This is a genomic window from Salinibacter pepae, from assembly GCF_947077775.1.
GTDB lineage: Bacteria > Bacteroidota > Rhodothermia > Rhodothermales > Salinibacteraceae > Salinibacter > Salinibacter pepae.
Genome location: NZ_CAMTTE010000001.1, coordinates 738,772 through 756,575, shown reverse-complemented (window position 1 = coordinate 756,575; position 17,804 = coordinate 738,772). Strand labels below are relative to the sequence as shown.

General features: G+C 68.1%; 17 protein-coding genes. 6 read left to right on the top strand and 11 right to left on the bottom strand.

Annotated features, from left to right (window positions below; all coding sequences use genetic code 11):
* Positions 1 to 45 precede the first annotated feature (45 nt).
* The gene (locus OJA40_RS03295) at positions 46 to 990 is read right to left on the bottom strand and encodes a universal stress protein (RefSeq protein ID WP_208427377.1); all 945 of its coding nucleotides are present in this window, start codon (positions 988 to 990) and stop codon (positions 46 to 48) included.
* 62 nt (positions 991 to 1,052) lie between these two features.
* The gene (locus tag OJA40_RS03290) at positions 1,053 to 1,808 is read right to left on the bottom strand and encodes an SDR family NAD(P)-dependent oxidoreductase (RefSeq protein WP_263808838.1); all 756 of its coding nucleotides are present in this window, start codon (positions 1,806 to 1,808) and stop codon (positions 1,053 to 1,055) included.
* Positions 1,809 to 2,030: 222 nt separating this feature from the next.
* Here OJA40_RS03290 and OJA40_RS03285 point away from each other — a divergent pair, with 222 nt between their 5' ends.
* The 3 genes from OJA40_RS03285 to OJA40_RS03275 all read left to right on the top strand — a co-directional run bounded on the left by OJA40_RS03285 (position 2,031) and on the right by OJA40_RS03275 (position 4,097).
* Positions 2,031 to 2,801: a hypothetical protein gene (locus OJA40_RS03285; RefSeq protein ID WP_208427375.1), complete on the top strand. Its 771-nt coding sequence runs from the start codon at positions 2,031 to 2,033 to the stop codon at positions 2,799 to 2,801.
* Between the two features lie 47 nt (positions 2,802 to 2,848).
* On the top strand, positions 2,849 to 3,469 hold the full coding sequence (locus OJA40_RS03280; protein ID WP_263809931.1) for an SAM-dependent methyltransferase: 621 nt from the start codon (positions 2,849 to 2,851) through the stop codon (positions 3,467 to 3,469).
* A 157-nt stretch (positions 3,470 to 3,626) separates the two neighbouring features.
* Entirely contained in the window at positions 3,627 to 4,097 is a 471-nt protein-coding gene (locus tag OJA40_RS03275; RefSeq protein WP_263808836.1) for a hypothetical protein, read from the top strand.
* Between the two features lie 28 nt (positions 4,098 to 4,125).
* Here the strand turns inward: OJA40_RS03275 and OJA40_RS03270 are convergent, their stop codons facing one another.
* The 6 genes from OJA40_RS03270 to OJA40_RS03245 are packed head-to-tail and all read right to left on the bottom strand — an operon-like array spanning position 4,126 to position 11,257.
* Positions 4,126 to 4,377: a YgaP family membrane protein gene (locus tag OJA40_RS03270; protein WP_208427372.1), complete on the bottom strand. Its 252-nt coding sequence runs from the start codon at positions 4,375 to 4,377 to the stop codon at positions 4,126 to 4,128.
* Between the two features lie 45 nt (positions 4,378 to 4,422).
* Positions 4,423 to 4,728 (bottom strand): hypothetical protein, encoded by a 306-nt coding sequence (locus tag OJA40_RS03265; protein WP_208427371.1) that lies wholly within the window; start codon positions 4,726 to 4,728, stop codon positions 4,423 to 4,425.
* Positions 4,729 to 4,775: 47 nt separating this feature from the next.
* On the bottom strand, positions 4,776 to 8,036 hold the full coding sequence (locus OJA40_RS03260; RefSeq protein WP_263808835.1) for an efflux RND transporter permease subunit: 3,261 nt from the start codon (positions 8,034 to 8,036) through the stop codon (positions 4,776 to 4,778).
* A 46-nt stretch (positions 8,037 to 8,082) separates the two neighbouring features.
* A complete protein-coding gene (locus tag OJA40_RS03255) occupies positions 8,083 to 9,174 on the bottom strand; it encodes an efflux RND transporter periplasmic adaptor subunit (protein WP_263808834.1) in 1,092 nt (363 codons plus the stop codon).
* Positions 9,175 to 9,225: 51 nt separating this feature from the next.
* Positions 9,226 to 10,638, bottom strand: coding sequence for a TolC family protein (locus OJA40_RS03250; protein WP_263809930.1), 1,413 nt, complete (start codon positions 10,636 to 10,638; stop codon positions 9,226 to 9,228).
* Positions 10,639 to 10,687: 49 nt separating this feature from the next.
* Entirely contained in the window at positions 10,688 to 11,257 is a 570-nt protein-coding gene (locus OJA40_RS03245; protein WP_263808832.1) for a TetR/AcrR family transcriptional regulator, read from the bottom strand.
* 278 nt (positions 11,258 to 11,535) lie between these two features.
* Here OJA40_RS03245 and OJA40_RS03240 point away from each other — a divergent pair, with 278 nt between their 5' ends.
* Complete coding sequence (locus OJA40_RS03240; protein WP_263792936.1) at positions 11,536 to 11,745, top strand: YgaP family membrane protein; 210 nt, start codon at positions 11,536 to 11,538, stop codon at positions 11,743 to 11,745.
* 79 nt (positions 11,746 to 11,824) lie between these two features.
* Positions 11,825 to 13,063 (top strand): NAD(P)/FAD-dependent oxidoreductase, encoded by a 1,239-nt coding sequence (locus OJA40_RS03235; RefSeq protein WP_263809929.1) that lies wholly within the window; start codon positions 11,825 to 11,827, stop codon positions 13,061 to 13,063.
* Between the two features lie 10 nt (positions 13,064 to 13,073).
* Here OJA40_RS03235 and OJA40_RS03230 read toward each other — a convergent pair whose 3' ends face one another.
* The 3 genes from OJA40_RS03230 to OJA40_RS03220 form a co-directional block, all read right to left on the bottom strand.
* Positions 13,074 to 13,721, bottom strand: a complete 648-nt coding sequence (locus OJA40_RS03230; protein WP_208426776.1) for an NUDIX hydrolase — start codon at positions 13,719 to 13,721, stop codon at positions 13,074 to 13,076.
* Between the two features lie 109 nt (positions 13,722 to 13,830).
* Entirely contained in the window at positions 13,831 to 15,066 is a 1,236-nt protein-coding gene (icd, locus tag OJA40_RS03225; RefSeq protein ID WP_208426775.1) for an isocitrate dehydrogenase (NADP(+)), read from the bottom strand.
* 144 nt (positions 15,067 to 15,210) lie between these two features.
* Positions 15,211 to 16,086 (bottom strand): polyprenol monophosphomannose synthase, encoded by an 876-nt coding sequence (locus OJA40_RS03220; RefSeq protein WP_208426774.1) that lies wholly within the window; start codon positions 16,084 to 16,086, stop codon positions 15,211 to 15,213.
* Between the two features lie 225 nt (positions 16,087 to 16,311).
* Here OJA40_RS03220 and pdhA point away from each other — a divergent pair, with 225 nt between their 5' ends.
* Positions 16,312 to 17,724 carry a pyruvate dehydrogenase (acetyl-transferring) E1 component subunit alpha gene (pdhA, locus tag OJA40_RS03215; protein WP_263809669.1) on the top strand — a complete coding sequence of 471 codons (1,413 nt, stop codon included), beginning with the start codon at positions 16,312 to 16,314 and terminating at the stop codon, positions 17,722 to 17,724.
* The last annotated feature ends 80 nt before the right edge of the window (positions 17,725 to 17,804 follow it).

The window sequence follows — 17,804 nt, the reverse complement described above, 5'->3', positions numbered from 1 at the left end:
GGCATCGGGGCGCTGTTTCGGGGCGGCGAAGGGGCATGCCCGGCCTTAGTCGCGGGCCGCAGCGGCCTCCGCCGTGTCCGATGACACGAGCGACGCGCGGTCCGGCTTGGCGACAAACACCGGCGTGGGGGACTGGCGGACCACCCGCTCGGCCACGCTCCCGATTAGCATGCGGTCCAGGCCGGTGCGCCCGTGGCTGGCGATGACGGTGAGGTCCACCTCGTTCTCGTCGATGTAGTTGAGAATCTCGCGCGACGGCACGCCGGTGCGGGCCTCGATCATCGCGTGCTCGTAGCCGACCTCCGACCGGGCCAGGTCGGCAAGCTCGTCTTCCACGCTTCCGATCACCTTATCGGTGGGGAAGCCCGTCTCGCCGAGGCCGTAGGCCGGCGGGTAGAACGGCTCCTCCACGACGTGTAGAAGGTCAATCTCCGCCCCGTAGGTGAGGGCAATCTCTTTCGCGTGCCGGACCGCCGACCGGGAGGCGTCGGAGAAGTCGACCGGGGCGAGCACGCGGCGGACGGCCTGGTCCGGCGCCACGTCCGTGTCGGCCCGGACCGTAAGGGTGGGGCAGGCGGCCTTGCGGACCACCTCTTCGGTGACGCTGCCGAACAGCATGCGGTCGACCCCGCGGCGGCCGTGCGTGCCCATCACGATCAGGTCGATCGCCTCGTCCTCGGCGTAGGCCAGGATGCGCTCGGCGGGCTCGGCCGACTCGACCTGCTTCTGGGTGATGGGGAGGGCCTCCAGGTCCGGCCAGCTGGCGCCACGCACCGATTTTTCGGGGCGGCGCAGCCACTTCGTGAGCGTGTCGGTGGCGATGGGAAAGTTCGCTGTCGTCTCCTCGTAGTCGTGGCGGTGCCGCCCCGTCACGTTCAGGATGTGAAGGTCGGCGTCGTGCCAGTCGGCCAGGTGGGCGGCCTGGGGAAAGGCGCGCTTCGCCCCGTCCGAGAAGTCGGTCGGAAAAAGAATGCGTCGAATGGAAAGCATGGGGTAGATGGAGAGTTGTGAACAGAACGAGAGGAGAAAGGGGAAGAGACCGTCCCGCCGTACTACTGCGCCGTGAGGCCGCCGTCGAGGACCATTTCCGAGCCGGTCATGAACTTCGACTCGTCGGACGCCAGGTAGAGCACCGCGTACGCCACGTCTTCCGGCTCGCCCATGTGCCCGATCGGGTGCATGGCGTCGAGCTCGTCCTTCGTGGCGCCCTGCACCTCGGCCCCGTAGTCGGCCATCTGGGTGTCGATGTAGGCCGGGTGGAGCGAGTTGACCCGGACGCCGGTGCCCGCCAGCTCGATCGCCGCGTCTTTTGTCATGGTGCGCACCGCGCCCTTGCTTGCCCCGTAACAGGTGTGTCCCGACAGGCCGATAATGCCCGCCACGGACGACAGGTTGATGACGGAGCCCTGGCCCTGCTCCCGCATGAGGGGCGTACAGTGCTTCAGCCCCAGAAAGACCCCAGTGACGTTGATGTCCATGAGGTGCTTCCAGTCCTCGACGTCCATTTCGTCGACCGGCTCGATGTGGTAGATGCCGGCGTTGTTGACGAGGATGTCCGGCCCGCCGAACGTGCCCTGCACGGCGTCGACCACGCGCTCCCAGTCCCCCGCCGAGGTCACGTCGTGCTCAAAGAACGCGGCCTCGCCCCCGGCCGCCGTGATGCGGTCGACCGTCGTCGCGCCGCCCTCCGCGTCGATGTCGGTGATGGCGACCTGGGCGCCCTCTTCGGCGAGGAGCTCGGCGACGGCCCGGCCAATGCCCTTTCCGGCGCCTGTGATGAGTGCACACTTTCCGTCTACGCGGTCCATGGTTGAACGGCCTCTGGTTGATGAATGGGAGGAAGGAAGCGTTACAAATTTCACATATTTCAAGCAGGATTGTTGTAGGAGTTTTCCCGGCATGGTCGTAGTGCATTCTTGTAGCACGCGTCAAAGCGAGGGGGGAGCGGACGGCGTGGGATCGGTTCCCCGAGTCGCAGATATAGAGGGCCCACGATTTTTCGTCCCCGTTCCACGTCCCATCCCCCGCCCATGCATCGTCTTCGGTGGATTGCCATCGTTCCCCTTTTGCTGCTGCTCGCTCCGCCGGCGGTTGCACAGGAGCCCGTTCCCACCACGGTGGTGGTCCGGGCCGTTTCCAACGACGCCAAGCTCATTCAAGACCCGGTGGGCGGGGCCCGCATCACGATCGAACACGCCCGCACCGGAGAGGTGCTCGCCGAGGGCCGCCAGACGGGGGACTCCGGCAGCACCGAGAAGATCATGCGGCAGCCCCGCGAGCGCGGCGCAACCACTTACGACGTGCCCGGCGCGGCCCAGTACGAAACGACCCTCGCCCTGACCGAGCCGACCCGTGTGCGCGTCACCGCCGAGGGGCCGCTCGACTACCCGCAGGCGACGCAGACGGCCTCGAAAACGGTGCTTCTCGTGCCGGGGGAGGACGTCACGGGCGACGGCATTACGCTCACCCTGCACGGCTTCATCGTGGAGGTGCTAAAGCCCTCGTCGGCAGATCCCCAACCGGGGGCGGAGTTGTCGGTCCGGGCCCGGGTGCGCATGCTGTGTGGGTGCCCCACGGAGCCGGGAGGGATGTGGGACGCGAACGGGTACACGATCCGCGCGCAGCTGCTTCGGGACGGGGCCGTCGTGGCCGAGGCGCCGCTCGCGTTCGCCGGCACCACCAACGAGTACGCGGGGACGGTCTCCGTGCCGGAGGCTGGCGCCACGCGCCTCCGGGTGATGGCCCAGGATGCCGATCGCATTAACTTTGGGGCGGTGACGAGGCCGTTGAGCCAGAAGTAGTCTTCTCTCGCGCTGTCCCGTCAACATTCGAACCGTCAATGGCCGCCATGCCCAAGCCCGCTGCGTTCTGGAACGACCGCTTTGCCAACGAGGAGTTCGTGTACGGCGAGGCCCCAAACCGCTTCGTCGCGAGCGCCGCCCGGACGTGGCTGCCGGAGGCCGGCGAGGTGCTCCTGCTTGGGGCGGGCGAGGGGCGCAACGCCGTGCATCTGGCCCGGGAGGGCCATACGGTCACTGCGGTTGACTACGCCGTGGAGGGGCTCCGCAAGACGGAACGCCTCGCGACGGAGGCCGGGGTGGAGGTTGAGGCGATCCAGGCCGATGTGCGCGAGTGGACGCCCGCCCGGACCTGGGACGCGGTCGTCGTCACGTTTCTCCACCTTCCCGCCGACGAGCGACCGGGCCTGTACCGCCTCGTTCAGCGCTGCTTGCGGCCCGAGGGGCGCCTCGTGGCGGAGTGGTTTCGTCCGGAGCAGCGCACGGACGGCTACACGAGCGGCGGCCCGCCCGATCCTGCCATGATGGTCACCGCCAACGAGCTCCGTGGCCACTTCGCCGAGGCGGGCATCGACCATCTTGAGGCGGCCGAGCCGACCCTCGACGAGGGCATGCACCGGGGCCCCGCGGCGACGGTGCGTCTGGTGTGGGGCCGGCCGTCTACCTCGTAGACTCTCTGTCCCAATGGACCCGATATCCCTTATGACCGCATCGTCATTCCGGTTCTGCATGTCCGTCCTCGTTCTTGTCGCCGGACCGGTTCTCTTTGGGCCGGTCGCCTCGGCACAGCAGCACGGCCAGGGACGGCATCACGGTTCGGGAGGCGCAATGTCGTCCCCCTCGCCCGTACTCCAGGCCCCAGGGCAGTCTGTCTTCGGGACGGTACAGGAGGCGATCCGGCGGCTCGAAGCCGATTCAACGACGGACTGGTCCCGGGTCGACATGGCGGCCCTGCGCCGGCATCTGCTCGACATGGAGCGCGTGGCGATGGACGTGGCCGTGGAGGCACAGACGCCCATCGACGGGGGCGTCCGCCTTCGTGTACGGCCCACACAGGAGGCGGCCCGTGCGTCGCTCGACCGGGTGCTCGACGCCCACCCGCACATGCTGCGCCAGGAGACGGGCTGGACGATGGCGGTCACTGAGGACGGCGACGCCTACGTTCTGCGCGTCACGACCCCGAATCCGCGGGAGGTCGACAAAATTCGCGGACTCGGCTACATCGGCCTGCTGGCCTACGGGCAGCATCATCAGCGCCACCACTGGCACCTCGTCCGGGGCGCCCATCCGCACGAGTAGCGCCGGGGGCATTCCGGGCGGCGCCTCGCTACTGGTTGATCCAGCGGTAGACGATCTCGGGGGGGCAGAAGCCGGTGAAGGCACTCTGGATGACGTTGAGCCCCGCGAAGACGGTGAGCAGGTACCACCAGGGACTCACGAAGAAGCCGAGGGCCAGGCCCGTGAGGGAGACGGTGCCGGCCAGTAGGCGGACGATTTGTTCTTCGGTCGAGGGCACGCGGCAGACGCCGGACGTTGGGGCGTCGGACGTGTCGGGGGAAGTAGGGGCGGTAGCGGACATCGAAACTGGGGGAAAGGGGGGGAGAACGGCGAATGCGAGTGGGGGTCAGACGGCCCGGTCCACGTCCAGTCGGAATCCACGGACCGGGCGCTCCAGGTCGCGGCGCTCGTTGAAGTCCGCGATGGCGTTGAGCAGGTGGTCGGCCTGGTCGTCGTCGAGGAAGGCCCAGGTGAGGGTCGAGTCCGCAGGGGGCGTACCGTGGCCGAACCAGGCGGGCGCCGCCCCCGCCGCGGACGACTGATGATGGCCCTCGATGTCGAGCTCGCTGAAGACCTCGATCTCGCGTTCGCGGAGCAGCGCGTGCACGTCGTCGCGGTAGGCATCGAGGGTCATGATGGCCACGAGTTTCATGGTCCGGGGAAGGTCCGTTGAGAGAAAGCAATGGAGAGGCCGAGCGCCTAGGCGTCGTCGCCCGTCAGCGCCGAGCCGGCCAGGCGTCGCTCAATCATGTAGTAGACGAGCGGCACGATCAGGAGCGTGAGCGCCGTGGAGGCGATCGCGCCCCCGATCAGCGAGATGGCCAGGCCCTGAAAGATGGGGTCGAACAGGATGACCGTCGCCCCGATGACCACCGTGCCGGCCGTCAGCAAAATGGGGCGCGTCCGCACGGCCCCGGCCTCGATGACGGCCTGACGCAGCGAGGCGCCCTGATCGAGACTGATGTTTACGAAGTCGATCAGCAAGACCCCGTTGCGCACCATGATGCCCGCGAGGGCGATGAAGCCGATCATGGAGGTGGCGGTAAAGAACGCGCCCAGGAGCCAGTGCCCCAGCACGATGCCGATGAGCGACAGTGGAATGGCGATCATCATCACCAGGGGCACGGTGAGGTCCTGAAACCACCCCACGATCAGGATGTAGATCAGCAGCAGCACGATGGCGAAGGCGATGCCCAGGTCGCGGAACACCTTGTAGGTGACGCGCCACTCCCCGTCCCACTTCAGCGCGTAGTTGCTGCGGGCCTCGGGGGGGCCGGTGTACAGCTGGTCGAAGGAGTAGCCCGGCGGCGCCTCGATGGCGTCCAGGCGCTCCTGCATGTCGAGCATGGCGTAGACCGGGCTCTCGATGGCCCCGGCCACGTTGCCCGTCACGTAAATGACGCGCCGCTGGTTTTTGCGGCTAATGTGCTTGTCGCGCGTGGTTTCCTCCACCTCGACGAGGTCGGCCATCGGCACGGTCGGGCCGGCCGGCGACTGGACCGGTACGTTCTGCAGGTCCGCGAGGCTCGCCCGGCGCTCCGCCCCGAGGCGAAGCTGCACGCCCACCGGATCGCGCTCGTCGGGATCGTGCAGGGTCGTCACCTCCCGCCCGTCCAGCGCCATCTTCATGGTTTGAGTGACGCGGGCGGTGGGCACGCCGACGCGCATGGCCTTCTCCTTGTCGACCGTGAAGGTGTACTTCGTCTGGTCGGCCTCCACGCCCCAGTCCACGTCCACCACGCCCTCGGTGGCCTCAAAGGCCTGGCGGACGCTGTCGGCCAGGGCGCGCTGGGTTGCCCCGTCCGGCCCGTAAATCTCGGCCACGAGTGTGGCGCGCACGGGCGGGCCGGGCGGGACCTCGGCGACCTTGACGGCGGCGTCGTAGTTCTCCCCAATCTCTTGGAGCGGGCCGCGCAGGTCCTTGGCGATGGCGTGGCTCTGCCGGGTGCGGTGGTGAGCGGCACGTAGGTTCACCTGCAGGTCGCCCTGGTGCGGGGCCGAGCGCAGGTCGTAGTGGCGCACGAGCCCGTTCAGGTTGACCGGCGCGGCGTCCCCGGCGTACGTCTGCACGTCGGTCACGACGGGGCGGTCGGTGAGGGTGGCGGCCATCTCGCGCAGCACGGCGTTCGTGCGCTCCAGCGGCGTGCCCTCCGGCATGTCCACCACGACCTGGAACTCGTTTTTGTCGTCGAAGGGCAGCATCTTCACCGTCACGGCCCGGAAGTAGAAGAGGGACACCGAGCCGAGCAGCAGCAGGGTCGTGCCCCCGAGAAAGGCCCACCGCTTCCAGGCGCTGTCGAGCAGGGGCTCGATGGTGGCGGCGTACGCGCGGTAGACCGCCGTCTCTTCGAGCTCGTACTCGGAGTCGTTCTCGTCGTTGTCGTCGTCCCCGCCGCCCTCCTCGCCGGTGAGGGCTTCGTGCGAGGGAATAAGCCGAAAGGCCAGGTAGGGCGCAATCACGAGCGCCACCACGAGCGAGAACGTCATGGCCACCGAGGCCCCGATCGGCATCGGGCTCATGTACGGCCCCATGAGGCCGGACACGAAGGCCATCGGCAGGACGGCGGCGATGACCGTTAGCGTGGCGAGGATGGTGGGGTTGCCCACCTCGTCGACCGCGGCGAGGGCCGACTGCAGCTTCGGCAGGCGCCCCATCTTAAAGTGGCGCTCGATGTTTTCGGCCACGATGATGGAGTCGTCGACCACGATCCCCGTTACGAAGATGAGCGCAAAGAGGGTAATCCGGTTCAGCGTGTAGCCGAAGAAGTAGTAGACGAAGAGGGTGAGCGCAAAGCTGATGGGCACGGACAGAAAGACCACGAGGCCGCCGCGCCAGCCCATGGCGAGGCTCACGACGAACGTCACGGCGAGGATGGCCGCGAGCAGGTGGAGCATGAGCTCGTTGGTCTTCTCCGAGGCCGTCTCGCCGTAGTTGCGGGTTGTGCTCACGGTCACGTCCTCCGGCACGAGGGTCTGCTCCAGCGTCTCCAGCTTATCGAGCGAGTGCTCGGCGATCGTCATCGCGTCGCGGCCGTTGCGCTTGGCGACGGCCACCGTGACGGCCGATCGCGCACCCCCCTGTGCCAGGCTGTCGGGCTGCGGCGTGCCCGCCCCGTAGGAAAAGGACACGTAGTTCTTGGGCTCGGCGGGCCCGTCGGTCACCTCGGCCACCTGCTTCAGGTAGACTGGGCTTCCCTGGTGCATGCCCACGACGAGGGTCTTCACGTCGTCGACCGAGGTGAGAAAGCCGCCGGTCTCCACGAGGTAGGACTCGTCCATTCGCTGAAAGGCCCCGGCGTCGGTCTCCTGGTTGGCGGCCCGGAGCTGTTCGGCGACGGACGGCGGGTCCAGCTCGTGGGCGGCCAGCTGGTTGGGCTGAAGCGCCACGCGCACCTGCCGGGGACGGCCGCCGTGCACGCTCACCTCCGCCACGCCGTCGGTCGTCTTGAGGTCGGCGGCCATCTCCTCCCCGATCCGGCGCAGCTCGTAGTCGCCCGTCGTCTCACTGTGGAGGGTGAGCGTCAGGATGGGCACGTCGTCCACCGCCCGGCTCTTGATGAGGGGGCGGCTCGCCCCCGGGGGCATCTCGTCCATGTTCTTCAGCAGCTCCTCGTAGAGCTTCACGGTGCTGGTCGACGGGTCCTCGCCGACGTAGTAGCGGACCGACACCATCGCCCGGCCCGGCATTGCCGTCGAGTAGACGTACTCCACGCCGTCGATATTCGAGGCCAGCCGCTCGATCGGCTCCGCGACGCGGCTCTTCACCTCCTGCGGCGTGGCGCCCGGGTACTGCACGGCGATGTCCATCATCGGAACCTCGATCTGGGGGTCCTCCTCCTTCGGGGTTACCCAGGCGCTGTAGAGCCCGATGCCGAGAAAGGCCGCCATCAGGAGGGGGGTGAGCTTGCTGTTGATGAAGGTGCGGGCGATGCGGCCCGCGATGCCGGAGGTCGTAGCCATGGAACGAAACGACTGGTGCGTGGAGCGACGGGAGGGAGAGACGGGGCTACTCGGCCTGGATGGGCTGCCCGTTTGCGATGCGGGGCGTCGCGTCGGTCACGTAGGTCTCGCCCGGACGCAGGCCCGAGAGCACCTCGACGCGGGTCCCGCGCTGCGATCCGGTCCGTACCCAGCGCAGCAGCGCATGGCCATCGCGTACGGCGTAGAGGCCCGTCAGCTGGCCGTGCTCGACGAGGGCGGCCTGCGGGACCGTCAGTGTCGAATGGGTCCCCGTCTGGTGGCGGACCTCAGCGTACATCCCGGACTTGAGGGCGGTGGCGGCCGCCCGGTCGTCCGGGGCCGTGCGGGGCAGGCGCACCTGCACGGTGAACTGCCGGCTCACGGCGTTGCCGGACGGGTTCACCTGCGTGACCACGCCCTGCTTGTGCACGTTGGCGGCCGCCCCGATCGTGACGGTCGCGCTGTCGCCCACCGCGAACTGATTCACGTCCTCCGCCGGCACCTGCACCACGGCCTTCAGGGCGTCGAGCGTCTCGACGGTGAGCAGCGGGCGGCCCGGGGCGGCCAGGGCGCCCTGTTCGGCCTGCTTCTCGACCACGTAGCCGTCGATGGGCGCCTCCAACGTGGCGTAGGTGAGCATGTCCTCGGTCTCCGCCAGGCGGCTTTGGAGGGCCTCCACCTGCGCCTGGGCCCGCTCGTAGGCGGTCTGCGCGTTGTCGAATTCCTGCTCCGTGGCGCTGTCTTTCTCGCGGAGCGCCCGGATCCGCTCGAACTGGGTCTCGGCGTTGTCGCGGGCGGCGCGGGCCTCCCGCAGGCGGGCCTGCACCTGCTCGCGCTGGGCCTCCACGTTCTGGCTGCGGATGCGGACGAGCGTCTCCCCCTTCTGTACACGGTCGCCCTCCTCGACCGAAAGGCGCGTGATGGTGCCCATCATTTTGGTGGAGAGGGGGACCCGGCGTGTGCCCTGAATGGTGCCGGTGTAGCGCCCGGCCTGGGGAGTGGTCGTCGTCGCCGCGGTGGCGGTCTCCACGGCAACCGGATCCCTCTCATCCGCGGGGGGCGGGGGGGCGTCCCCACCACAGGCGGAGAGGAGCAGACCGAGAACGAGCGGAAGGACAAGGGAGCCACGTGCGGTCATGGGCGGGAAGGAGGCGGTGCAAAAAGCCATGGGAACGAGAGGCAAGATGGATTATCGGGTCATCGACTGCTCCGTGAGCAGCTCGAGGCGGTAGACGGTCACGTTGTGCTGGTAGAGGGCCCGAAGGTAGGCGAGGCGCCGTTCGGCGAGGGTGGCCTCGGCCTGAAGCAGATCCGTGGTGCGGGCCATGCCTTCGGCGTAGCGGTCGGACCGGATGCGCAGGCTCTCCTCGGCCTGGGCCACGGCCGTCCGGGCCTGGTCGATGCGTTCCTGCGCGGCCCGCAGGTCGCGTCGCGCGGACGTGATCTCGACCTCGTTCTCGAGGGCCTGCTGCTCCAAGGCAATCTCGGCGCGCTGCTGCCGCGCCTCGGCCTCCTGGGCCCGTCCGATCTGCTGGTAGCCCTCGAACAGGCTCCACGACAGCGAGACGCCGGCCGTCCAGCTCTGCCCGTTGGTGCCGAAGGGCGTGTCGTCGTACCAGCCCGTGGTGCCGCGGGCGTTGAGGGTGGGCACGAACGCGAGCCACCGGGACCGGGTCGTCTCCCGGGCCGCCTCGGCCCGGGCGCGCAGGGCCTGCATGTCGGAGCGTCGCTGGTTGACGGCGTCGAGGGAGACGGCGCCCACCAGGGCGGATTCGCGCGTCAGCGAGTCGGTGGGCTCAATGCGCACGTCATCCTCCAGTCCGATGAGCACCCGCAGCTGATCGGCGGCGTTGTCGCGTCGAGCGACCGCCTCGCTGCGCCGGCTTTCCAATTCTGAGACGCGCACCGCGGCCGCCAGCCGGTCGGCCCGGTTGATGATGCCCTCGTCGAAGAGGGCCTGCGCCTGGTCGCGCGTGGCACGGGCGGCGGCGAGGGCCGAGTCGATCACGCCCACCCGCCGCTCGGCCAGCAGCAGTCCGTAGTAGCCCTTCTTGACCCGGAACGCGACGACGGCCTCCGTGCGCTCGGCCTTGTGGCCGGCGGCGCGGGCCGCGTCGGACGCTGCGCGCCGCTCAAAGAGACCGTCCAGGTTCAAAATCGGTTGCTCGATCGCCAACTGCGTGCCGTACTGGTCCACCCGATCCGGCGTGTTGAGGGCCCCCAACCGAAGGTCCTGCTGCGCAAAGCCCTCCTGCCGCAGCTTGCTGCCGAAGGCATTGACGGGGTCGGTCGTAAAGAGCCCCTGCTCACGGGCGGTGATCCGGGGGAGGAAGACGCCGAGCGACTGCCGCTTGCGGGCCGTCGCGGCGCGCTGGGTCGCGTCCGCCGACCGGGCCGGGAAGCTCGCCTCCTGAGCCCGGGCCAGCGTCTCGTCCAGCGACAGAGACAACGTGGCGGACGTGTCGTCATCGACGACCGCGGCCGGCTGCGCCGCCCCCCGAACGGGAAGCAGTGCAATGATGCCGAACGTCAGCATCCACAGCGCACCTCCGATTCGCGGACTGAGCGTGAGTGATCGTTCGCTCACAACTGGAAAATACATGTGAGGGGTCGGGTTCGTAGTGGAGAAACGGTCGTGGCGCCCCCGCGCCTCAGCCCGGAGAGGGCATCGCCAGCCGGCGGGCCGCGTTGACCGTCTGGTCGATTGCGGCCTGCGTGCTCAACGAAAGGGCCTCGGTCTTCAAAAAGAGAACGGTACGCTGAACCATCGCGAGAATCCATCCGGCGACGAGGGAGGATGAGGTTTCCCGAAAGACGCCCTGCCGCGTGCCTTCGTCGAGCACGCTCGCAAACAGGTGGACTGGAGAGGGCGGCGCGTCGCTCTCACTCGTGCCCACGGCGCCCGATTCCCGGGCCGAGAGCAGGTAGGTGCACGAGGCGGGCCTCGAGGCGTAAAAGTCAAACATACCGCGCACGAGGGCCTCCAGCCGATCGGTCGGGGTCGATGTCGCCTCGTCGGCGTCCGTAAGGGTGTCGCGGAGTTGATTCAGGCAGCGCCGGTAGAGCCACTGGGCGAGGTCGGCCTTGCCGTCGAAGTGGCGGTAGAGCGTTCCCTCGGCGGCCCCGGCCTGCTCCGCAATCTCACGGGTCGTCGTGGCCTCAATGCCGTTCTCGGCAAAGAGGGTGAGGGCGGCCTCGCAAATGTCATCTCGCTTGGTCATGGGCGTAGGCGAGTGGGAGAGAAAGCCCCAAATAGAGGGAGGAATGAGTGAGTGATCACTCACAACCACTCTATGCTGCCTACTCGTGCAGGTTCAGCGGTTCGTGAGGAGTTCAAATAAGGGGGGCGATTCCGTCGTGTCGGGCGAATCGCGCATCCCTACCGGAACCTCTCACATTGGTACCGGTGTCCGTCGTGAGTGATCAATCACTCACAACGCCGCCGCCAGTGCGGTACGGCGCTCGCTGCGTCTATTCCGAACCCATCCCCCCCCCCGTCATGACCCAGAACATGGGCTCTCTCGACCGAATCCTTCGCACCGTCGCCGCCCTCGTGGTTGGCGTGCTGTACGCCACGGGCACCCTCAGCGGCACCACGGCGCTCGTCCTGGGCGTCGGGGCCGTGGCGTTTCTCCTAACGAGTTTCGTCGGAACGTGCCCTGTGTACCTCCCCGTGGGGCTCTCGACGCGACACGGGCAGCGCAGCTGATGGAGGTTTTGTACGCCACAACTGCTCCCAATCTCGTGTGCGCATTTGCCGCCTTTCGTTCTTGACGGATCGCAGTCCGATGTCTGAGCCGTTGCATCTCGTCCTCGTCGGAGGGGGACACGCCATGCTGCCCAGCCTCGCCCATGCCCGGGAATGGACCGACGCGGGGGTCGAGGTAACCCTCGTTGATCCCCAACGCTGGCTCTACTACTCGGGCATGGTGCCGGAGCACCTGGGCGGGGTGTATGCGGTCGACGACATCCGCGTGGACCTGAAGAAGATGGCCCGGGAGGCGGGGGCCACGCACGTGGCGGCCCGCGCCACGGCCCTCGATCCGGAGGCCCGCACGGTCACGACGGCTGAGGGGGACACCATCCCCTACGACGTGTTGGCGATCGACGTCGGGGGGGTGAATCCGGCCCTGCCCGACGCCGCGGTGGGCACCAAGCCGATCTACCGCGTCCGTGCCCTCCGTCCTCAGCTGAACCAGGTGCTCGACGCCCCGACGGAGACGCTCGGCCTGACGATCGTAGGGGGCGGGGCAGCCGGGGTGGAGGTGGCCCTCAACATCACGGGACGGTTCGCCGGGGCCGGACGGGCGGCGGACCTCTCGCTGACGATTGTGGAGCAGTCGGGGAAGATCCTGCCGGGGTTTCCGGAGGGCATGCGCGCCTACGCGGCCCGGCTGCTCCGGGAACGGGGCGCGACCCTCCGGACGGCGACGACCGTCGACGAGGTGCACGGACCCGACGAAGGTCGCGCTCAGGTAGACATGCGAGCGGACACGGGCGAACACGACACGATCCACCCCGACGCGGTGCTCTGGAGCACCGGGGCCGTCGCTCCGCCGCTGCTCCGTGAAAGCGGGCTGTCGACGGACGAGCGGGGCTTTTTGCATGTAACCCGGCGCCTGCGCACCCCCACCCATCCCCGCATCTTTGCCGCCGGCGATTGCGGGACCATTCCGGGGTTGAACCTGGACAAGGTGGGCGTGCACGCCGTGAAGCAGGGGCCGGACCTCCGGGCAAACCTCGACACCACCCTACGTCGACTCGCGGGGGACGGCTCGGCCCCGGTCGCGTCGGACCTGGCCGTCTTTCGCCCGTACCCGGTCGCGCCGCTGCTGCTCTCCACCGGAGCGCGCCGCGCCATCTGGACGGCGGGCCCCCTGTGGACGGCCCGCACGTGGTCCCTCCGGCTCAAGCACTGGGTCGACCGGCGGTGGATCCAGCGCTACGCGCCGGAGCGGTGGGGGCGGGTGGGCTGGCGCTCCCTCGTGGGGGCGGAAGCGGCATCGGATCCCGACGGCCCCGAATAGGGGCGGCCGGCTATTCGGCCGACGCCGTCGCGTCCCGCACCACGGCCAGGAACTCGGCCAGCATCATGGCGGTGGCCCCCCACACGGTATGACCGGCCACGTCGTAGTACGGCACGTCCACGTCCCTTCCGTTGAGGGGGCGCGTCTCGGTCGTGCGGGCGTCCGGATCCAAGAGACGCGCGAGGGGAACCTGCAGAATCCGTCCGACCTCCGCGTCGGTGGGGTGGAGGGACGCGGGGGACGGCGTGTGGCCCACGAAGGGGTGCACGCAAAAATTGGAGGGTGGGATGAAGAGCGGCGTCAGGGCGCCGAGCACGCCCACGGACGCCGGGGGCAGGTTGATCTCTTCCTCCGCCTCCCGCAGGGCCGTGGCCGAGAGCGACTCGCCGCGTTCCCGTCGCCCTCCCGGAAACGAAACCTGGCCGGCATGGTCGGGAAGGTGGTCGCGCCGGACGGTCAACACCACAGACGGATCCGCGTCGTCCGGGTGCAGGAGCAGGAGCACCCCGGCGTCCCGACAGTCCCGCGCCTCCACCGAGAGGTCGGCCCGCCGGCTCGGATTTCGGGGGGCCATGCGGAGGTGCGCCTCGTGGCCCGGCAGCGGGCCGCCCAGGCGCTCGGCAAGGCGGGGCACGAGGCGGGAGAGCGAGAAGGCCATGAGCGAATGCAGTGTATCAAAAGAGCAGGGGGGAAACAGAAAAACGGCATCGTGGGGCCGCCACGATGCCGCTCTTTCACTGAGGGGGGAAGCCGGTCGTCCGGGACCATTATCCCATGTTTTCCACCACGGCCCGCCCGAACTCGCTGCACTTGAGCAGCTCGGCGCCCTCCAGGTTGCGCTCGAAGTCGTACGTCACGCGCTTCTGCTGGATCGTCTCCGCCAGGCTCTCGAGGATCACCGCGGAGGCCTCGTCCCAGCCCATGTACTCGAACATGAGGCGGCCCGACAGAATGAGCGCCGACGGGTTGACCTTGTCCTGGCCGGCGTACTTGTTGGCGGAGCCGTGAACGGGCTCGGCCAGGCAGGCGGCGTCGCCGAAGTTGGCGCCCGGCGCCACGCCGAGGCCGCCAATCTGAGCCCCGCAGGCGTCCGATAGGTAGTCGCCGTTCAGGTTCGGCATCGCCAGCACGTCGTACTGGTCGGTCCGTGTCTGCACCTGCTGCAGCATGTTGTCGGCGATCCGGTCGTTGACGACCACTGCGTCCGCGGGCGGGTCGCCGTCGCGCTCCTCCCAGAGGGTGTCCTCGGTGATCACCGCGTCGCCGTACTCCTCGCGGGCGACCTCGTAGCCCCAATCGCGGAAGGCGCCCTCGGTGAACTTCATGATGTTGCCCTTGTGGACGAGGGTGACAAACTGGTGGCCGTCGGACTCCAGGGCGTAATCGATGGCCTCGCGGACGAGCCGCTTGGTCCCAAACTCGGTGATCGGCTTGATCCCGATGCCCACCGGGCCGTCGTGGATGGTGTCGTCGAAGCCCATCTGCTCCTCAACGAACGCCCGGACCTGCTCCGCGCCCTCGGTCCCGGCCTCCCACTCGATGCCGGCGTACACGTCCTCGGTGTTTTCCCGAAACGTGACCATGTCCATCTGCTCCGGATTTTTCATCGGCGAGGGCACGCCGTCGATGTAGTAGGTGGGGCGGACGTTGGCGTAGAGGTCCAGCTTCTGGCGCAGGGCGACGTTCAGCGACCGGAAGCCGGCGCCGACGGGGGTCGTGAGGGGGCCCTTGATGGCGACGCGGTGCTCGCGGATGGTGTCCACCGTGTTCTCGGGGAGGAGGTCGCCGGTGTGCTCCTTGGCCTTCTCGCCGGCCAGCACTTCGGTCCATTCGATGGCGCGCTCGCCGTCGTAGGCCGTCTCCACGGCGGCATCGAACACCGGACGGGCCGCGGCCCAGATGTCGGCCCCCACGCCGTCGCCCTCGATGTAGGGGATGATGGGGGTGTCGGGGACGTGGAGGGTGCCGTCGTCGACTGTGATGCGTTCGCCGGAGGGGCTCATGGTTGGGAGGAGTTGTTGGGAGAGGAAGAATGAAGAGGCAGGAGCGGCAGACGCAATGGCACCCGCCAAGGTAACACGCGGCGGCGACTCCCTTCATTAGAAAACCGAAAAGACGGCGAGAAGCGTGGGCCCCGCGGCTGCGGACTACAGCCGCCCGAGGAGGTCTTGGAGCCGAAGCTCCCACACCTTCAGGGCCGCCTCCACCACAATTTCGCGTCGCATCTTCGACTCCCCCTCGGTCCGCTCCGTGAAGACGACCGGCACCTCCGTGAACTGAAAGCCCGCCCGCCAGGTGCGGTAGTGCATCTCGACCTGAAAGGCGTAGCCGTCGGAGTTGACGCGGTCGAGCGGCAGGGTCTCCAGCACGCGCCGGTGGAAGCACTTAAAGCCGGCGGTGACGTCCAGGAGCGGCAGGCGGGTAATGGCGCGGGTGTAGACGCCGGCCCCGTAGGAGAGGACGAGGCGAGAGAGCGGCCAGTTGATCACGCGCACCCCCTCCACGTACCGCGACCCGATGGCGAGGGCCACCTCCCCGTTCTGCACGGGCTCGATGAGGCGCGGCAGGTCGTTGGGGTCGTGGGAGCGGTCGGCGTCCATCTCGCAGATGTAGGTGTAGTCCTGCGCCAGGGCGTACCGGAAGCCGCGGAGGTAGGCGGTGCCCAGGCCCAGCTTGCCGCTTCGCTCGATCAGGTGAACCCGGTCGGGCGCATCCGTCTTCTTTGACCGCACGAGGTCGGCGGTCCCGTCGGTCGAGTTGTCGTCCACGACGAGGACAGAAAGAGGGGGCGACTGCTCCAGCACCTGGTCGATTACCGGGCTAATGTTATCGGCCTCGTTGTAGGTGGGGATGATGACCAGGGCGTCGGGCGGGGACGCGTCGGAGGAGGACGGAGGCGGGTCGGGCACCGGAGGAGAGGGAAAAGCGTGAGAACGGACGAGGGTGCGGAACCGGCCGCGGCGCGGCCGTTGACGGACCGTATGCCGACAGGGGAAGTCTACATAAATGATGCACCGGGGCATTTCCGAGTCCGCCGGCAGGTTTTAATGGAAAACGGGTTTCAGCGGGCGTGGATGTGTTGAAACCGAGGGGGGAATAGTAAGATACAAGGGTTTGACAAAATTGCTTCTTCAGCTGGCATTGTACATCCGTCCAGCTTCACGCGGCGACTGTCCGGTGTTGCTCCTGACTCACGGGGCCGGCACTCGCCGACGCATGATTCTACTCACCCAACCTCGCCGCTTGTCATGGCTGATGACACCTCGGCCCCAAACTCCAGTTCCGGTTCGAATGGAAGCCTCAACGGGGGAGCCGACTTTCCGGAGGGGTTCCCGCACGCGTCCCGACTCAAGCAGGCCGGCGTCACGAGCCTCGCCGACCTGCGAGACGTAGAGTCGCTGGAAGACCTGTCCGGCATCGGCCCGGCCTACGCCCAAGACATCCAGAATGCCCTTGAGGGAGCGGGCACGGGGGCCCCGGCCACCGGAAGTGCCAACGGCACCTCCACCGGCGCCGCAACCACCGAGAAGCGCCCGAGCCCGCTCTCGGAAGAGGAGTCCGAGTCGCCCGCGGGCGGGGCGGCCACCCGGCAGACCATCGACATTCCCGAGGGGCCGCTCGAAGAAACGGTCACCTACGAGACCTATCCCGCCGACACGTACGGGCACGACGAGCTGGGCATTGCGGACGATGAGGTGCTCGACCTGCTCCGCAACATGCTGCTGCAGCGGCGCTTCGAGAACCGGTGTCGCCAGATGTATCAGCGCCAGAAAATCTCGGGCTTCCTGCACCTCTACATTGGGCAGGAGGCGGTCTCGACCGGCAGCGTCAACGCCATTGAGCTGGGAGACGACTCGGTCATTACCGCCTACCGCGACCACGGCATGGGGCTGGCGATGGGCATCACGCCCGAGGAGGGCATGGCGGAGCTGTTTGGCAAAGAGACGGGCTGCTCCAAGGGGAAGGGCGGCTCGATGCACTTCTTCGACGCCGAGAAGAAAATGATGGGGGGGCACGCGATCGTCGGCGCCCACCTGCCGCTCGGCGCGGGCCTCGCCTTCGCGCACAAGTATCGGGGGGAGGACAACGTGTGCCTCTGCTTCTTCGGGGACGGGGCGATGCACCAGGGGGCGTTCCGCGAGGCGTGCAACCTGGCCGGCATCTACGAACTGCCCATCGTCTTTGTCTGCGAGAACAACCAGTACGCGATGGGCACGGCCGTGGACCGCGCCTTCAGCAAGCCCGACCTCTTCAAGCACGGCTACAACTTCGACTTCCCCGCGTCCCTGGCCAGTGGCATGGACGTGTTCAGCGTCAACAAGGCGGTGAGGGACCACGTGGAGAACTACGCCCGGCAGGGGCAGCCGTCGCTCCTGGAGGTGCGCACGTACCGCTACCAGGGCCACTCCATCACCGACCCGGCCGAGTACCGGGGGGAGGGCGAGCTCGATCAGCGCCAGAGCCAAGATGCCATCAACCGCCTCCAGGACTACATCCTCGACCGGGGCCTGGCCACCGAGGCCGATATGGAGGCGATCGACGAGGAGGTGAAGGAGCGGGTCAAAGACGCCATCGACGCGGCAAACGAGGCGTCCTTCCCGGACGAAGAGGCCATCTACGACGACATTTACACGCAGGAGGACTACCCCTTCATCGCCTAGGTCCCGTGAACGTCTGAGTGTTGGGGCCGGACCGACGGCCCGCCCCTCCCCGCTCTCCCCATTCGACATTTGCACTTCGA